Annotated in this window: 12 protein-coding genes and 2 pseudogenes; 10 read left to right on the top strand and 4 right to left on the bottom strand. The window is 60.0% G+C overall.

Going from position 1 to position 15,823, the window contains the following annotated elements:
* The first annotated feature begins 5 nt into the window (after window positions 1-5).
* Window positions 6-1,402 (top strand): annotated as a pseudogene (locus VUN84_03870) (IS3 family transposase).
* 83 nt (window positions 1,403-1,485) lie between these two features.
* Here VUN84_03870 and VUN84_03865 read toward each other — a convergent pair.
* Genes VUN84_03865 through VUN84_03855 form a run of 3 tightly spaced genes read right to left on the bottom strand, consistent with a single transcriptional unit; the run spans window position 1,486 to window position 5,579 of the window.
* Window positions 1,486-2,385 carry a DUF3883 domain-containing protein gene (locus VUN84_03865; protein ID XAS64822.1) on the bottom strand — a complete coding sequence of 300 codons (900 nt, stop codon included), beginning with the start codon at window positions 2,383-2,385 and terminating at the stop codon, window positions 1,486-1,488.
* Window positions 2,382-4,163 carry a DEAD/DEAH box helicase gene (locus VUN84_03860; protein XAS64821.1) on the bottom strand — a complete coding sequence of 594 codons (1,782 nt, stop codon included), beginning with the start codon at window positions 4,161-4,163 and terminating at the stop codon, window positions 2,382-2,384. Before VUN84_03860 ends, VUN84_03865 begins: the two co-directional genes overlap by 4 nt.
* Window positions 4,164-4,166: 3 nt before the next feature.
* Entirely contained in the window at window positions 4,167-5,579 is a 1,413-nt protein-coding gene (locus tag VUN84_03855) for a ParB N-terminal domain-containing protein (protein XAS64820.1), read from the bottom strand.
* Window positions 5,580-5,695: 116 nt separating this feature from the next.
* Here VUN84_03855 and VUN84_03850 point away from each other — a divergent pair, with 116 nt between their 5' ends.
* From VUN84_03850 to VUN84_03840, 3 genes are all read left to right on the top strand, one after another.
* Complete coding sequence (locus VUN84_03850) at window positions 5,696-6,394, top strand: hypothetical protein (GenBank protein XAS64819.1); 699 nt, start codon at window positions 5,696-5,698, stop codon at window positions 6,392-6,394.
* A gap of 87 nt (window positions 6,395-6,481) precedes the next feature.
* Window positions 6,482-7,312, top strand: coding sequence for a DUF3883 domain-containing protein (locus VUN84_03845; GenBank protein ID XAS64818.1), 831 nt, complete (start codon window positions 6,482-6,484; stop codon window positions 7,310-7,312).
* A 223-nt stretch (window positions 7,313-7,535) separates the two neighbouring features.
* Entirely contained in the window at window positions 7,536-9,326 is a 1,791-nt protein-coding gene (locus VUN84_03840) for an alpha/beta hydrolase (protein XAS64817.1), read from the top strand.
* Between the two features lie 163 nt (window positions 9,327-9,489).
* Here VUN84_03840 and VUN84_03835 read toward each other — a convergent pair.
* Window positions 9,490-10,491, bottom strand: a pseudogene (locus VUN84_03835) (amino acid permease).
* A 161-nt stretch (window positions 10,492-10,652) separates the two neighbouring features.
* On the opposite strand from VUN84_03835, the gene VUN84_03830 reads away from it, so the two are divergent.
* The 6 genes from VUN84_03830 (at window position 10,653) to VUN84_03805 (ending at window position 15,762) form a co-directional block, all read left to right on the top strand.
* A complete protein-coding gene (locus VUN84_03830; GenBank protein XAS64816.1) occupies window positions 10,653-10,826 on the top strand; it encodes a hypothetical protein in 174 nt (57 codons plus the stop codon).
* A gap of 573 nt (window positions 10,827-11,399) precedes the next feature.
* Complete coding sequence (locus VUN84_03825) at window positions 11,400-11,990, top strand: hypothetical protein (GenBank protein ID XAS64815.1); 591 nt, start codon at window positions 11,400-11,402, stop codon at window positions 11,988-11,990.
* A gap of 387 nt (window positions 11,991-12,377) precedes the next feature.
* Window positions 12,378-12,776, top strand: coding sequence for a diacylglycerol kinase family protein (locus tag VUN84_03820; protein ID XAS64814.1), 399 nt, complete (start codon window positions 12,378-12,380; stop codon window positions 12,774-12,776).
* Between the two features lie 218 nt (window positions 12,777-12,994).
* A complete protein-coding gene (locus VUN84_03815) occupies window positions 12,995-13,174 on the top strand; it encodes a hypothetical protein (GenBank protein ID XAS64813.1) in 180 nt (59 codons plus the stop codon).
* A 135-nt stretch (window positions 13,175-13,309) separates the two neighbouring features.
* Window positions 13,310-14,326 carry a substrate-binding domain-containing protein gene (locus VUN84_03810; GenBank protein ID XAS64812.1) on the top strand — a complete coding sequence of 339 codons (1,017 nt, stop codon included), beginning with the start codon at window positions 13,310-13,312 and terminating at the stop codon, window positions 14,324-14,326.
* 116 nt (window positions 14,327-14,442) lie between these two features.
* Entirely contained in the window at window positions 14,443-15,762 is a 1,320-nt protein-coding gene (locus tag VUN84_03805; protein ID XAS64811.1) for an ABC transporter substrate-binding protein, read from the top strand.
* The last annotated feature ends 61 nt before the right edge of the window (window positions 15,763-15,823 follow it).

Here is a 15,823-nt window from a genome sequence, read left to right as displayed (position 1 = left end):
GATCCATGAGTAATTCTGGCCCCCGCGCCGGTGGGCCGTCCCCTCGAAGGTCGTTCACTCCGGCACAAAAATTGGCGCACTTGGATGCGTATCAACGGGCCTGCGACGACGGCACCGGAGGCGGGGCATACCTGCGCCGCGAGGGCCTGTATTCATCCCAAATCACCGAGTGGCGCAAGCTCCGCGACGCCGGCATCCTGGAGGGCAAGAAGCCTGGGGAAAAGATAGGCAAGCCCACTGCTGAACAGGCGGAAATCGGTCGTCTACGCCGGCAGCTGGAGGTGAGTGAACGCAAGCTGGCACGGACTGAAGCTGCGTTGTCGATTATGGAAAAAGCACGACTGCTTTTGGAGGATATCTCCGAAAGCGCGGAGCAGCAGCCCTGGTACAAGAAACCCTGATGTCTGCCTACACCGCCCTCACCGGCGCGGACATCCCAACCAGGGAAGCAGCCGTGATTGCCGGGGTCCCCAGGGCCACAGCGACCCGCAAAGTCCGAATCCCGGCGGAAGACCCGCGGCCCGCCCCGGCACCGGCAAATAAGCTCTCAGCGGCGGAGCGCGCTCACATCCTGGCGACCGTGAACTCGAAGGATTTCATCGATCTGCCGCCGGTGCAGATTTATGCCCGGCTCCTGGATGAAGGCATCTATTTGTGCTCAATCTCCACGTTCTACCGCGTTCTGGAGGAGAGCCGGCAGGTCAAGGAACGCCGCCGACAGGCACGCCACCCGGCCCGGGCCGTCCCGGAGCTGGTCGCGACCGGCCCTGGGCAAGTTTTTTCGTGGGACATCACCAAGCTCGCCGGCCCGATCAAGGGCAAATACTACGATTGCTACGTCATGATCGACATCTATTCCCGCTACATTGTCGGCGCCTACGTCCATGCCCACGAGTCCGGGGAACTGGCCGTGGAAATGATGAAGGAGATCTTCGGTATCCACGGCATCCCGCAGATCGTCCACGCCGACCGTGGCACCTCCATGACGTCCAAAACAGTCGCCGCGCTGCTCTCGGATCTGGAGATCACCCGGTCCCATTCCCGTCCGCGCGTCAGCAATGATAATCCGTACAGTGAGGCTTGGTTCAAATCGCTGAAGTTCGCCCCCATATTCCCCGAACGCTTCGGGTCCCTGCCTGACGCGAGGGCCTTCATGGGCTCCTTCGTCGACGGGTATAACCACACCCATTGCCACACCGGAATCGGCCTCAACACACCGGCAGACGTGCACTACGGACTGGCCGCCGGCAAAGCCCTTGAACGCGCCAGAACCCTTGCCGCCGCACGGGCAAAAACACCCGAACGATTCACCACCAACAACGACCCCAAGATCATCACCATCCCCGATACCGCCTGGATCAACAAACCAGCCGAGAAAACCGACACCAAAGCCGCAGCCTAACTCCCACTGGCCTCATTCACCTTGACAAATTCCGAGGCGCCGGGGACCGTCGCTGTGTCAGCCATCGAGCCACCGGTGCTGAGTTAGGCCGTTGCGACGGGAAGCCCGGGACTCCCCCATAGGGCAACACTCGCGGACTTTGGAGTTTCGATACCGAGGGCTCGGCAAAACGGGAGGCTCGCCTCCTCGGCGCTCAGTACAAACCTGCAGGTCTCCCATGTGGCGCTGGTCGCGACGTCCCGTGGCGAACGCATCATCAGCTTCTCGCTGTCTGCAACGCAGACGGAGAGAACTGACCAGTCGTGGTCCATGGATAATATGACCAACCTCCATGCAGGATCCCTGCGAGCAACTTCAAATTCGTGGCGAGTGAGGAAGATGCGGGCGCGAGGGCCAGCGGCTACGGACTTGACTTCGAGGTGCCACTCGATTCCGGATTCTTGAAAGGAAATATCGTATCCGAATCCGTCCGAAATGGTCGAAATGTGTGTTGCCGAGCCCGGCCATGCCGTCTCCAAAAGGGCCAGCAACGCTGACTCCCCAGCCGCGCCGAAGTCGGATCTCGCCTGCAAGTTCACCTTTCGAGACACATTTCGCACGCTATCCAGACAATCCTCGTCGGTCATACCGAGGCTCGCACCCCATTCGACGACGTCCGTAGGAAGATCGTCCGGCGTGGCCACTAGCTGATCCGCCACGGAGAGCCAGGACGGACTCTCTTCAATGATCAGTGACTGCAGGGCCACGCGTCTGGAGAAATCCAGGGGAATCCTCCGTGTGCCTGAATCCTTCGCCAGTTCAACCAGACCGCGGATATCGGTAATCCTCCACAGCCATTCAAGAGCTGTGGCGTACTGGGTGGGCGTAATGTCGGTATACGCCGCATCGTTGTGGACGATTGCGTTCGCCCGCACAAAACCAGTTTTACTCAGCAAATCGAGCCATCTACCGATGGCCACTATCACTGTTCGGGGCATGCTCATGGTTTCAAGTGGTTGAGCAGTTCTTCGACGTCTCTGGCATCCAGTCCCGCGCTCTCGCTTACTTCCTCGGCCAGGTCTCCGAGCACCATGATGTTGCCGTCGTCCAATATGCCGCCCATGAAGTCGAGCTTCTGCTGCAGACGGAGCTCGACCAACTCGTCAATAGTGTTGGCGCCCACCAGAATTGTCACGTTTGTACGTACATCCGGTGCCAGGCCTAGTCGATGGATTCTATCCACACTTTGTAAATACCGACCGGCCGAGAAATCGCGGTCAACATAGACGGCATCATGACAAGTGTGATGGAAACTGATGCCCTCACCGAGTGTCGCCGGATTCGACAGCAGCACTGCACAGGTGGGGTCAGTACGAAATTTCTTAATCTGGTCGGCTCTATCTTCGGTTCCGCCGTGCACCATCGCGGGGTTGAACGGTTCAAGTATGCGTTCGAGGGTAGTCAGGTTCCTCACGAAAGTGGACCACACCAGGGTCTTTCTCCCCTCTTGCCAGTTCTTCTGCACGATTTTGGCCACTTCGACATATTTAGGACTCAGTTCGAAGTTGGGAAGGTCCTCCAACATGGTTCGTCCGTCGTGGTCGAGGGGCAGCTCAAGGGGAGGTACTCGATATGCCAAGGGTTCATGTCGACTTGCGCCAACGGCTACGAGCGCCGGCGAAGTCGCGGCCATTATGAGGTACAAGATTACTTTGCCGAGATCCGCCATGTTGCGGCCATCGCGCTTGAGTCTGACCGACTCCCGCCATACAAGCGCATCGTAAATCTCCCGATGAAGAGGAGGCAGCTCGACCCGCCTGACCGTAGGCGTCATTGGAGGCAATTCCAGTTCAGTCTTGGTTGTTCGTGTGAACAGAGGGCGAAGTGCAGCACTTGCCGATTTGAGGGAGCCTGTCGAGATTGCATTCCGGACGTGCCGGGTACCCTGGCCGGGCCACACAAAAGAAAATAGGCTCTCCAGGTCTGCGGAACCGTTGGGTGCCGGCGTACCACTGAGGATTAGTCGGTGGGATGCGAATGGTGCCAACTGCATGCATGCGCTCCCCCACTGACCGCGTACGCCTAGCTTCATACGATGAGCTTCATCCAGAACCAACATCGTCTTCCCCAACCGCATCCATCGAATTAGGTGCGGCATCATTGTTGCCAATCGCTCATAATTGACCAAGATGACGAGGCCCGAGAGCTCCTCGTTCGTCGTCACGATATTCGGGGTGAAGTCACCCTGGCCCAGGGTCACGCTCACTTCGTCTGACCAGGCCTCGAATGCCGATTTGGGGCTGACAACTAAAAGCCTGTCGGCAGAGCCTTGAGCCATACGGTTCATCAACAATGCCAGTGTCGCCCTCGTCTTGCCGGCGCCAGGAACGCTAAAGTTTGCCCCATGCTTCAGGCTAAGCAGCTTAGAAACGTCGCGCTTTTGAAACGACCTGAGTTCGTCTAGCCAGCCGCCAGACAGCATCTGCAATTCGCCGTCGACTTCATCGGTGTTGAGCCGGGAGCGCATAGCCTCGGCGTCCGAGAAGTTATCTCGGATGATGCTGCCTAGCTCATCCGACCAGAGCACCTCGTCGTCCCGCGGCCAGTTCGCGACTTCTGCGACATTCACCAGCAGGTCGTCCAGGTCGACTTCTACTACCCGTGGGCGAACATAGGTCGCCGTAACAAGTCTAGTAGCTATCTTTCGGAGTTCCTCAATCTGCTCATCATCACAAGCCAACTGGACGCGTCCGGGATCTAGCGCTAGCTGAAGTTTCAGCATTGGTTATTGGACCTCTGGAGATTGCACCAACGAAGTTAGCCATTCCGTCGCCGGGTACTCCTCGTCTTGCCCGCGCAGGATGATTCTGGCCAGAGAAACGAGCGAGCCACGGATAGACCCCAATGCCTCATCGAGTGATGAAGGATCGTAATTCCCTGTCGCCCTTGCATCGGCAACAGCAGCCGTCGCCAATTCCAGTGCTTCGTTGGCCTCAGCGAGCCGGTCTACGGGCTCCAATTTTTTCTTGAGGACACGACCGTCCTTGCCGGCCTTCCTAAGACCGGCCTCGACGACCTCGCGAGTTCTGTCCAACAGGTCGAGCGCATTGCGGTGCACGTACCCGCCCGCGGCGGGCCCAGCAGCTTCGACGACGCGAGCCTGGAGCACTTTCGTCGTAACTGAACGCAATCGGTCCACCTTGGCGCTGGCACCGGGCACTGTCACTCCGAGGCCCGGAATAGTTACCGTGCTGTCCACGCCATGCGTTCCCGCCAGCAACGCCGCCGCATAGGTATCAGCGAATTCAGAGTCCACATATCGAAGATCCGTCTTAGATTTGTTCAGGATGAGTGCCAGCAACCGCTGCTCCCGGAGAGCATCAGCTTTGTCTGGGTCTTTCAGCTTTAGCGACGAATATGCGCGGTAGAGCTCTTCAAGCTTTCCTTGGTGAGTCTCAAAGTCGACAAGTTTAAGGGATAGGTCTGCGCCGTTCTCATCGCAGATGCGACTCCTGTCGATTGCTTCCCGAACGAGACCGAGGATCCAGCGGGATCGGTCAAATTTCTGCTGACGAATACGGAATTCATACATGATCTCGGTGGCGGGACGTCCTGCCCGAATACGCTCATCTATGGCCAGAAGCTCATTCATGAACGAATAGTCACGTTTATGGTCTCGTCGAAGCTGCAGAGCCAGCTCGACGGACCGGATGTCTTCAGCTCCAGCATCGCTTGGCAAAACGCCGACGCGGATATTCTTTACTTGAAGTTCCGAAAGGGCGGCACGACGAGTGTTGCCATTGATGAGTTCGCCCCATCGCGTTACAATCCCCGGTTCCGATTGTCCGTGCTCCTCCAAATCAGCTTTGAGGAGCTCAAATGCAGGATCCGTCGTGCGTGGGTCGGAGGGATCGCCTTTTAGAAGCTGGTGCAGATAGCCTTGCGCCGCGTCTCCGTAGGGATCGTTGTCGAGGATGACGTCCAGGTCGGGATCTAGTGAACGCTGTGCCCGTATCCGGTGGGTTGCGGGGTTGTAGTAAAGCGCGTCCACTGGCATAGAGATCACCGGCAGATGAACCACGGCGTCACGCCATTCGACTGTTACGGTCTCCCTGGAGCCGAGCTCCCCAAGGACCGCATTCAGCCGATCCTCCACCAAAGATTCGATGCGCGCCGCATCGCCCGGCCTTGTCGTCACAGCTTCCCCATTCCAAATTTTTTTACTTGATTGATTGATGGTACTTGGCCAATAGGTTTAGGAGCGGAAGAACCGTATTTTGCATGTGGGCACGGTCGTGTCGGAAGATTCACTGCATGACCTTGCCTAATTGGAAGACTTTCGATGGCGGAACCAAGAGCCGTGTTGCGCTGTGGCTGCACGAGGAGATCGGACCCGGGGGCGTATTCACCAAAGCCCAGTTGCGGGAAGCCTTCCCCAACGTTGAACAAGTTGACCGCAGGATGCGCGATCTACGTCCTGAGGGGTGGGTGATACACACAAATTCGCAGGATGTTTCTTTGGATCCAGACGAGCTGCGCCTGGTATCAGTCGGCGGTCGGGTCTGGGAAAAGACGTACAGGTCAGCAGCGATTTCGATGATCACAGAGGCCGAGCGCCGAGCAGTAATGCTTCGAGACAACTTCGCCTGCGTCTTCTGCGGCATTTCCGCCGGCGAGGCCTATATGGACGATCCTGCACGGACAGCTGTTCTGACAGTGGCTCGCGGCAGGGAGCCCATGCAAGGCGGCGCTCTTTGCACTGTATGTGCCCGTTGCCGGGGGGCCTCAGCACCGTTCTCCGCGGAGGACGTGTTAAGCGAGCTGGAAGACCTCAACCCCAGGGAAAGGGAAAGCTTCCGCCTTTGGCTCGCCAACGACAGACGCATCCAGACCCCGCTGGACCAAGTGTGGCTGCATTTCCTTCGGTTGCCTCCAGAACAACGCAAGCAAGTGGTCGATGGGGTCCGCTTGGTACAACGCAAGCAGGTGGTCGATGGGATCCGCTTGGTCTAGCCAACTCGTCTGTCATTTTTCGCGGTACAAAGTATGAACTGACCCTGAATAACCAAGAACAAAACTCGTGAGAGTGAGACTACCTAGATGCAAGGCTCAGCCTGGAGCTCCCCCGAAAACACCGCGGTAGTCAACAGCTATCTGCGCATGTTGCTATGCGAGTGGAACGGCATTCCATACAACAAGTCGTCAGAACGACGCGCGCTGTCCCCCATGCTGAGCAAGCGCACAGACTCGTCGATTGAAATGAAACATAGAAATATTAGCGCGATACTTCTCGCATATGGAATACCACCGATTTACGGATACAAACCGCTCCCAAATATTCAGATCTCCCTAGAAGCGGCCGTTTTAGAGGGAATTGGCGGTATTGAGAATTTTGGCGATCTCGCGATGCAGTCGATGACTTCCATTGGAATGAATTCGGATGTTCCCGCTTTGGAACCAGCCGAGATCCCCTCGGTAACCGCCCCTTGGAAGAGCGCAAGGCTGCGTAGACAGGTGATCTCCAATGATCTTCTCGCCGCCGAGGCGCAGTCCGGAGCCGTTCACCTTATGGCACTAAAGGCCGTTGCCCTGCACGAGAAGAGGACGCTGGCCGCTTCTGAACGCAGCGATCTGGCTGCAGCCGTGGAGATAAGGAAAAATGACTACAGAACCGGAACGGGACTGGTTATTTCCCGTTCCATTTCCGGCTCTCTCAGGACAATACTGGTCAAAGCCACAAACTCCCTTGCTGAATTCCCGTTCATGGTTTCGTCAGATGAGGTCGACCTTTCATTAGATGCATCATCAGGGTTTCGCTTGTACCGAGTATATGGACTACGCCATCGGCCGGGTTTCTACAAACTTAGGGGCAGTCTTAGAGCGGCAGCTCAACTCACGGCCAGCGAATACACCGTTCTGCCGCGGAGTTGACGCTCACGCGAGGTCGATTGGGAAGAAGTGTCTGATCTCCCGTCGGACGAGACACTCCAGCACCTCCGCCAGATCCAATCTAGAGCCAATGATCGACCTTGCGCCCAGAAGGGGACTGGGCGGCCCTCTCAACCGGTATGGCTGGGCCAATCGCACAGTTGCCGTCAGCAAGTCTTCGCCTAGTAGGGTTACAGGCAATTATCAAATGTGAAGTGAGTGAGGCATGTTGCTAGAGGGTTTGCACCAGGTTAATCGTCTTCTTGCCCTTCGTGATTCTGAGACGGTTCAGGAACATTTTTGGCCCAATGAAGCAGTTGGCGACGGCGACACAGGGATCACGTTCGTTGAGTTCATGAGGTCAGCGACTGCTATTGCTCAGTACGGCCTTGAAGCGGGAAGAAGAAGGTCCGCATCTCCTGCAAAAATCAAGTTCGCCGCCATGTTGGTTCGATTGTGGGGCCGCACCGCGGGCAACCGCCCAATCGAACTCGCACGCCTATCGGACTGGTGGGAGCAAGGCTTCGTCACCCAACGCATGTTCCTGCCAAAGCAGGATGTCGCCCAGCTGGAAGGGGAGCGGCCATATTTGCCCGCGGCGGCAGCTTTTCTTGATGGTCTCGCCGAGCAAGCGGGGAACCGCGGTCGAGCTTTGGAGCAAATATCTGCTCAAGCGACGCAACTAACGGACTATTCTGGCGTGAGGGAAGCCCAGAGAGCCAATCTCCCGTGGATAGCGCTCGAAAATATGTCCTATCTTCGCCCTGAATCCGTGAGACCCGTAGTAACCAGAACTGGCCGCACTCTCCAGGATCAAGTACTAGAACCGCTGCGCGCAGAAGAACTTCTCCTGGATTTGCCTGATACTCAAGACTGGTTAGCTCATTCGGACGGGGGTTACCTAGATAATGGAATTTCTCTCGAAACCGCCAAACAATCGAATGACTACATTTCGCCGCGGGAAATGCAACCAGAAATAACTCCCTCGCCGGGTTCAATCCTATTTCCTGTGTGGTTTGGTACAAACAGACAGGCCGCAAAAGACCCCGACAAACGGCCTTGGTACACAGGTGAAAGAGATGGACCGGGCTCTTTGCACTTCGGTCGCTGTCTTGTTCGCATACCACATGACATGCCATTCGGTACGGTGGCCGCGCCTTGGTGGCGTCACCTATATTCCGTATCCGCCTGGAATCAGAAGATGCGAATTGCCAAGTTTGAAACATTTAGGAATGATGATGACTTTGTTGGCGGCTTGAGGAGCTCTCTGTCCGAGACGGACGATAGAAGCATTCTACTGTATATCCATGGCTACAACACCAAGTTTGAGAATGCAGTAATACGTGCCGCCCAAATAGGTCATGACCTGGACATACGCGGTCAGATGGCGCTGTTCAGCTGGCCTTCCAGAGGAAATATTCGTGGTTATATCGCAGACCAAAACCGCGCCGATGCCAGCGAACAAAGCTTGGAAAAGTACATACAGCTTTTGGCTCACCGCGCCGGGGCGACTCGGATAAATGTAATTGCTCATTCTATGGGCAATCGAGTTTTTTCAAGGGTTGTATCTAAGTTTGAGCATCTCGCGAATAGCGCGGAAATAAAGTTGGGTGTCGTAATTCTTGCAGCCCCCGACGTGGACCGAGGTACATTCAGTAGTCTTGCATCCGCCTTCCCCTCCTTGTCGGAAAACACCACAATGTATGTTTCATCGAAGGATAAAGCGCTGCGACTTTCTGGACATTTGCAATCCTTTGAACGTGCAGGTCATACGCCCCCTGTCACCATTTACCCCGGAATTGACACTATTCAAGTGGGGAACCTGGATGTATCTCTCCTAGGCCTCGGACACAATTATTATGCAGAAACACACCCAGTGCTGTATGATATGGCCAGCCTGCTGCAGGGCAATACCAACCCTCAGCAGCGGACGCGCCTAAAAAGGGTGTTCGATAAAGGGAGTCAAGGTGTGCTTGCCGTCAGCGACTCTCCGTACTATTGGCAAATACGGCATTGAACCTGTCCTTCTAAGTGGAAGCCTCCGACGGAGCGCACGCCAGACCGAAGCCTGACGAGCCCTTCGAGTGCCCTGAGGCCGCGAGGTAGCTCGGGCCCTTATCAGTCGGTTCTTTGTCAGTCTCCACCGCTTCAACGCCACGCGTCCCCTTACCGAACCTGTGGTTCGCCACCGCCAGAAGCCCCACGAGTCCAAAAGAGCAGGAGCTGGGGACGGGAATCTCGCCGATGAAGCCCACCGTGAAGATCGCCGCAAGGATAAGCAGACCGATGCGCGTGAGCCACGGGAAGCCGGGCATCCGCAGGGGAAGCTCCGTTCGCTCGCGGTCGGCCCGGAGGCGCAGTGCGAGCTAGGCGAGCAGCGCCGACATCCACACCAGCAGCCAGGTCGAGCGCACAATGTTGAGCAGGAAGGGAAGCACCTTTTCGGGGAGGGCCAGCTCGAGCACGACCGTGACAACACCGAAGGCGATGCTGGCCAGGACCGCGACAACCGGGACCCGGGCCTTGGACACGGAAGCGGGAAGGCGTGGCGCTTCGCCCCGCTCGGCCAGGGAGAACGCCATCCGGGAGACCCCGTAGAGGTTGGCGTCGAGGGGTTGAGAGCAGTGCTGCCGGAGCCACTATGGTGATGGCGCTGGCAGCACCCGGCATGCCGACCGCCTTCAGCACGGCAGCGAAAAAGCTCTTCAGCCCGGCCGAACCCACGGAAACCACCGCGGCGATCACGAAGATCGCACCGATGTAGAAAACCAGGATGCGCCTCAGCACTGTACGGACTGCCTTCTTCACAGTGCGGACCGGCTCCGCGGTCTCGGCTGCCACCACGGACACGATCTCGGTGCCGCCAAAGGCGAAGGCCACCACGAAGAGCGCCGGACCGGCAATCCCCGCGAAACCGTCCGGCGCGAACCTGTCGCCTGTGAAGTTGGCCACGCCCCGGCGCCTAGACGCTCGGCAGCCAACCGAAGAGCAGAGCGGCGCCCACCAGGAGGGACCCGACGATTGCTGCCACTTTGAGCGGGGCGAACCAGAACTCGAACTCGCCGAAGTTCTTCACGCTGGTGAGGTTTATAGCGGTGAGCAACATAATGAAGACGAAGGCCATCAGCCGCCCTGGCAGGGCTGGAAAAGATTGTCGCCAGCAGCCCCGCCGTACCAAGGGCTTACGGCCGCACCCTGGTTCTGGCTTCCCGCGACGGCAGTTTCCTGATGGAACTGTCTGCCGGTTGGGGCGACGAGCAGCGCCGTCGTCGTGATCTACAACGATGCAGCCTACGAAGCCGAAATGCAGCAGTAGGGCTCCCAGGGGTGACCGAAAAATACCATGCTGATCCCCGAAGTGGACTTCAACGGCATCGCCCGCCCGCTCGGCGCCGGGTCGGCGATCATCCGCTCACTGGCGGACCTATCCGCCGTCACGACCTGGATCGTCGTCGGCGCGAAGGTAACCGTCGTGGCCGACTGCCGCATGACTCGAGCGTGCGCGCCCCGTGGCTGAGCGAGTGGATGGAGGCCTCGCCGACGCCGAAAGCGGCGGTAGCGGACTAGTCCCCCGGCCGGCTGCACCCGGTCCAGCGGCCACCGCCATCCCTCAGGACGCTGGACGTTGCCACTTCATCCACGATGATCAATCCAAAGCGGCGCAACCTGACCAGTTTCCGGGGCAGCCTCCCGTGCTGATGTTCGCCTTGGAGCCGAAAATCGCAGTCAATCGCGGTGGCGAATAGAACCCGTTGACCCAACTGGGTGCCCGGAGCCCTAGACCGGAGGCGAGGTCTGTTTGCCGGTGCCTGGCGATCCGAGCAGGACGATGTTGGACGCCACGATCAGGAACGCGTCCTTGGCCAGTCAAAGTCGGCGTACGCCAGAAGTTGCGGCTCAGGACCATTCGGTAAACCCTCCGCCTACTTCATCGAGTTTGACTATCACGACTGGCCTCACGCACTCCGCCTCACTCTCAGACTGACACCAGCCAGTGGTGAGTCCAGGGCGCCGTCCACCAAGCTTGAGGCACTGCCGAGCCCACTCTGCGTTAGAAAGCAAGTCTCAGCAGCGAAGATAGACTCCCTGAGTGAACTTGATTTGTGGCGATGCACTGGGCATCACGTGCGGTACATGGATTGCTTTCTGGAACGGCTCGATAGGCGCCTTCATGGGTGCCGTTGTCGCTCTCGTTGTTGTTGGACTCTCGAACAAACATCAGCGGAAGAATGCCCGTGAGGCCCGCGAGATCGAGGCCATAGCCGGTTTCGTGGCTGCGGTTGGCAAGGCCTACGAGGTCTCGCGAACAATTGAGCCATCGACGAAGCAGGACCTCGTAGTCGTGCTGCTCGCCTCGACCGCACGACTGAGGCTAGCAAGCAAGCGCACAGCAAAGATAGCCGATACGGTCGACCGCTGGCCGAGCGCCATTCAGAACTTGGTTAGCAATGAACAGACGGCAGAAGGGCGTGAGGTCTACCTTGGCGTCAATGTTCGCATGCTGATATCTGAGGTGTATCAGACGGTTCTGACTGCTGCCCCGAAGTGGCAGAACGGTAATCGGGCAGGTAAGGAGCAGTGCCGGAAAGAGCTGCAGGCGATGTCAGTGGAGTTGGTCGAGAAGGAAGGCATGGCCGAACTGGCCATCAGGGGGATCGCAGTAACCGACTCCAGTGACTAAGCGCTGAGACTAAGCCAACGCCAGCGTCATGTGCCCTTGGAACGGTTTCCGCAAAAACATGCGAGTACTGAGCCCCCTAGTGTGCCAGCAGAGGTCGACAGTTCTGCGCTCGGCCGCGCCCTCAGGACGACGAGTCCCGAAATTGTGTCGACACAGTGAAAGAACCCTAGTTGTCTCCGGGGTTCATTCACTGCTGGAGCCGCGGGTCCAAGCAGTCAACTATTGCGACCCGCCACCGGAATCCGGCAATAGCCGGGCGCAGACGCTGATAAAGCTACAGCGGCAAGGACGTCCTGCTGCTGCTGGAGAAACAGGGGGTTCTGGCGGCGCGGATTCCGGGCGCCATCCTGAAGGTCTGATGTCGGGGGGCAGACTTGGCCATGACGCTTGACCGGGTGCTTGCGGACGGGCACGACCTGGTGGTTGTCGGCGGCGGGGACGGGACTCTGTCCTACGCAGACGGCCGGCACAAACCTTGTGCTCGGCGTTATTCCACTGGGCGCTGCCAACGACTTCGCCCGCACGCTGGAGATACCGAACAACCTTGCCGAGGCGGGCGCTGCCGTCGCGGACGGGAAGGCGGCGTACATCGACCTAGGCCCGGCTAACGGTGAGCCTCTCCTCAACGTCGCGTCCGTGGGCCTGTCGGTGCCAGTGGCTGAGGTTCTGAGCCCCCGCCCGAAGCGGTACATCGGGCCGCTGGCGTACAGCATCGCCACCCTAAGCCCCTATTCCCGGCACCAGCCGTTCCGGGCCCGCCTCGAGTTCCCGGAAGAGGACCACTAGCCGCTGGAGCTCGAGGACCTGCTTCAGGTGGCCGTCGGCCACAGCCGGCATTACGGGGGGCGGCAACACTGTTGCCCCGCAGCGGGGATCGATGACGACATTCTTGACATCTACGCCATCCTGGCCGGCCCGCTCCGGGAACACGTGAGCATCTCACGGCTGCTCAACGCCGACAGCTTCATCGAACACGACCGGGTGTACCACCTGACAGCCTGCATGTGCGGCTTTCCACCGAGCCGCCGCTGCTGGCGAACCTCTACGGCGAAATTGCCACCACCACGTCGGCCGACTTCACCATCCAGCGCAACGCCGTCCACGTGGTGGTGCCCCAGAGCAGCAGCAGCTCGCTGTTCGACGGACCGGGCGCCGGGGCCCCTCCTGAGGGCGTTGTTTCCTAAACAGTCATGCCTTCGGCACGTCTGCCCTTACTGTTGATCCTGCACCGAACGAAACCGTTTACGTAAACCGTTTTCCGAAACCGTTTACGTAACGCAAGCAGCAGACAACAGAGACACCCTCAGGGAGGAGGAACAGTGGTCACCATCCGCGATGTCGCCAAGCACGCCGGCGTCTCCCCGGCCACCGTCTCCCGGGTTGTCAACGGTCTGGTGGGCTACTCCGACGAGACCCGCGAACGCGTGGAAACCGCCGTCAAGAGCCTCAGCTACGAAACGGACTACCTCGCCCGGGGCCTGAAAACCCGACAGACCTCCGTCATCGGACTGCTCGCTCCCATGGTGTCCGACGCCCTGGCCTCCCAGGTCATGCAGGGCGTCGAGGAGGAAGCCCAGGAACGCGGCTACGCCGTGATGCTGGGCCGCACCGGCGCCAGGTCCGCCTACATCGCCGGGTACCTCCGGACCCTGCGCACCTACCGGGCCGCCGGCGTCATCCTTATCTCCGCGGTGATCACGCCGGAGACCAGGCAGCTGCTGGGGCCCAACGTCCCCATCATCTCCGTCGCCATCAGTGACAAGTCGGGCTCCCCCAGCGTGGCCATCGACGACGAGCAGGCAGCCTACGACGCAACCCGTCACCTGCTGCGGCTCGGCCACCGGCGCATCGGCCTGCTCACCGGAGACCCGGCGTCGGTCTACGTGGCCCAGCCCCGGAAACGCGGCTACCTCCGCGCCATGACCGAATCCGGCTGCACTCCGGTCACTGCCGCGGGCAGCTTCTTCTACGAAAGCGGCGCCCCCGGCGTCGACGAGCTGCTGCAGCAGGACCCCGGACTGACCGCGATCTTCGCAATGAGCGACGAGATGGGTGCCGCCGTCGTCAATGAACTGCAGCGCCGCGGGCTCCGGGTGCCGGAAGACGTTTCCGTCCTGGGCTTCGACAACACCTCCACCTCACTGCACGTGAACCCGCCGCTGAGCACCATGGCCCAGCCGCTCGAGGAAATGGGACGGATGGCCGTGAAAAAGCTGCTCCGCTCCCGCGACCTGGGGCCGAAGATCATGCCGCACCGGCTGATCGAGCGCGGCTCCACCGCCCCGCCGCATCAAACGGCGCCAGCCCCGCCCGGAGCCCCAGAACCCACCAGCTAAACCCCCACAAACCACCGGCGGCAGCCGGCACTCCCCCGTGCCACCAACCGGCCAGCCGCCGCGATTCCGCATGCACAAAACCACCCCGCACCACCCCAATGAACAAGGAGCATCACATGAGGCAGCGCCGCCGCACCTGGCAGACTCTTCTCGCCACCACCGCATCCCTGACCGTCGCCGCCGTCGCCCTCACCGGCTGCGGCGGTGCCTCCACGGAAGCGAAGAGCACCCCGAAGGCCGCCGCCGCGTCCTTCGAGGGCAAGGGCCCCATCAACTACGTCTCCAACCGCGACGCCTCCGGTGCCGCGAACAAGACCATCGAGGAATGGAACGCCGCCCACCCGGAGGAGAAGGTCACGTTCATCGAACTGCCCGACTCCGCGGACCAGCAGCGCCAGCAGCTCATCCAGAACGCCCAGATCAAGTCGGACACCTTCAGCGTGCTGAACCTGGACGTCGTCTGGACCTCCGAGTTCGCCGCCAACAAGTGGATCCTGCCGCTGCCCGCGGACGCCGTCCCCACCGACCAGATGATCCCCGCCACGGTCAACGCCGCAACCTACCGGGACTCCCTGGTCGGCGCCCCGTACTACACCGACGGCGCCCTGTTCTACTTCCGCTCCGACCTGCTCAAGGCCGTCGGCATCGCCGCCCCGCCCAAGACCTGGGACGAGATGAAGACCGCCTGCGACGCGATCCTGGCGCTCCCGGAAGCTGCCGGCATGTCCTGCTACACCGGCCAGTTCGACAAGAACGAGGCCCTCACGGTCAACTTCTCCGAGGCCGTGGCCTCCGCCGGCGGCTCGATCGTCGACGCCGAGGGCAAGCCCACCGTCAACACCCCCGAAGCCAAGGAAGGCCTGAACCTGCTGGTGAACGGCTTCAAGGACGGAATGTTCCCGTCCGACGCCATCACCTACCTCGAGGAGCAGGGCCGCCGCGCGTTCCAGGAGGGCAAGCTTGTCTTCATGCGCAACTGGCCCTTCCTGCACGCCTCCCTGAGCGCCACGGATGGCTCCAGCCAGGTGGCCGGCAAGTTCGACATCACCTCCATCCCCGGCACCGACGGCCCCGGCGTCTCCACCCTCGGCGGCCGCAGCCTCGCCATCTCCCCGTTCACCCCGAACAAGGCCACCGCACTGGAGTTCGTCAAGTTCTTCACCAGCGAGGAGCAGGCCCAGAAGCGCCTCGAGCTCAGCTCCCGCGCCCCGGTCTACGCCTCGCTGTTCGAGGATCCCGCCGTCGTCGCCAAGCGCCCGTTCTTCCCCACACTGCTGACCTCGCTGAACAACGCCCAGCCGCGGCCCAAGGTGGTCCAGTACGGCGCCACCACCAAGGCCATCCAGGAAGAGGCCTACGCGGCGATCACCGGCGCCAAGGACACGGACACGGCCCTGAACGACATGCAGGCCAAGCTCACCGAGCTGTCCAAGTAATCCAGCAGTAACCCCCGCAGTTCAGACCACCCGCCTGGCCGGCCGGCCCATCCCGGCCGGC

It is taken from the genome of Micrococcaceae bacterium Sec5.8, assembly GCA_039636775.1.
Lineage (GTDB): Bacteria > Actinomycetota > Actinomycetes > Actinomycetales > Micrococcaceae > Arthrobacter.
Note: the sequence above shows the minus strand (reverse complement) of the source record. Positions and strands in the feature narration are given on the sequence as shown.

Coding starts and splice junctions, on each gene's coding strand:
- VUN84_03840 (XAS64817.1), top strand. CDS start 7,536: ATGTTGCTAGAGGGTTTGCACCAGGTTAATCGTCTTCTTGCCCTTCGT.
- VUN84_03830 (XAS64816.1), top strand. CDS start 10,653: ATGCTGATCCCCGAAGTGGACTTCAACGGCATCGCCCGCCCGCTCGGC.
- VUN84_03860 (XAS64821.1), bottom strand. CDS start 4,163: ATGCTGAAACTTCAGCTAGCGCTAGATCCCGGACGCGTCCAGTTGGCT.
- VUN84_03850 (XAS64819.1), top strand. CDS start 5,696: ATGACCTTGCCTAATTGGAAGACTTTCGATGGCGGAACCAAGAGCCGT.
- VUN84_03845 (XAS64818.1), top strand. CDS start 6,482: ATGCAAGGCTCAGCCTGGAGCTCCCCCGAAAACACCGCGGTAGTCAAC.
- VUN84_03865 (XAS64822.1), bottom strand. CDS start 2,385: ATGAGCATGCCCCGAACAGTGATAGTGGCCATCGGTAGATGGCTCGAT.
- VUN84_03805 (XAS64811.1), top strand. CDS start 14,443: ATGAGGCAGCGCCGCCGCACCTGGCAGACTCTTCTCGCCACCACCGCA.